This is a genomic window from Dickeya sp. MK7 (genome assembly GCF_000406305.1).
Classification (GTDB): Bacteria; Pseudomonadota; Gammaproteobacteria; order Enterobacterales; family Enterobacteriaceae; genus Dickeya; species Dickeya fangzhongdai.
Map to the genome: position 1 here is coordinate 1 of NZ_AOOO01000059.1, position 505 is coordinate 505.

At 65.9% G+C, this 505-nt stretch carries 2 protein-coding genes; both read right to left on the bottom strand.

The window, feature by feature from the left end; translation table 11 throughout:
* A partial coding sequence (locus tag DXXMK7_RS23220; RefSeq protein ID WP_152490634.1) for an Ig-like domain-containing protein occupies nt 1–182 on the bottom strand: 182 nt, incomplete at its 3' end.
* Nucleotides 115–505 (bottom strand): Ig-like domain-containing protein (locus DXXMK7_RS00080; RefSeq protein WP_038917312.1); only part of this gene is annotated, 391 nt, incomplete at its 5' end. The genes DXXMK7_RS00080 and DXXMK7_RS23220, both read right to left, overlap by 68 nt.

Below are 505 nucleotides of genomic sequence, written 5' to 3' on the forward strand. Positions count from 1 at the left end.
GTGCCGTTACCGGCGGTGGCGGCGGTGACGGTCAGCGGATTGCCGTCCACATCAGCATCGTTTGCCAGCACATCGACGGTCACCGGGGTGTCTTCCGCCGTGGTGGCGCTGTCGTTACCGGTGACCGGCGCATCGTTCACCGCCGTCACGGTGATGGTCAGCGTGCCGGTGACCCACGCCACCGGCCCCGTCGCTGACGGTATAGGTCACGGTGTCGGTGCCGTTAAAGTTGGCGTTGGGCGTATAGGTCAGGGTGCCATCGGCATTGATGACGACAGATCCATTGCCCGCCGTCGCCGCGGTCACCGTCAGCGGATTACCATCGACATCGCTGTCGTTCGCCAGCACATTCACCGTCACCGGGGTGTCCTCGGCGGTGGTCGCCGTATCCGCGCCCGCCACCGGCGCATCGTTCACCGCCGTCACGGTGATGGTCAGCGTCCCGGTGACCACCCCGCCGGCGCCGTCACTGACGGTATAGGTCACGGTATCGGTGCCGTTAAAG